The sequence below is a fragment of the Curtobacterium sp. B18 genome (assembly GCF_000333375.1).
Taxonomy (GTDB): domain Bacteria; phylum Actinomycetota; class Actinomycetes; order Actinomycetales; family Microbacteriaceae; genus Curtobacterium.
Window position 1 is genome coordinate 1 of sequence record NZ_BACZ01000723.1, and the last position, 370, is coordinate 370.

The following is a 370-nucleotide window of genomic DNA, read 5'->3' on the forward strand; positions in this document are numbered from 1 at the left end:
GAGGACGTGCGTGGCCCGGGCGCCGGCCGATCCGGTGGACGGACGGTCGACGTCGCCCTCGTGGTGGAAGAGCTGCCCACTCGTGGTCTCGCCGATGCTCGTGAACAGCGCGTTCTGCCCGATCGCACCCGCCGCACGGTCGTGGACCGCCTGCGCCGAGGAACCCGACGGGGCGTCGTCGAGCAGGACGAAGCTGACGCCGAGCTGCCGCAGCGCGGGCTCCGGGTCGTAGCCGCTCCGGCTCGCCAGGTTGCCGGCGAGGGTCGCGAGCTGCGCCCCGGACCGGCTGAGCGTGAGGGCGGTCGAGTCCAGGGTGGTCTGGTCGTCGAGCGTCGACCCCTGCCCGCGTTCCAGCGACACCGCGAGCGAG

1 pseudogene is annotated in these 370 nt (G+C 74.1%); it reads right to left on the bottom strand.

The features are described 5' to 3' along the window. A pseudogene (locus tag I5E_RS25810) lies at positions 1–370 on the bottom strand (hypothetical protein); the annotation flags it as partial.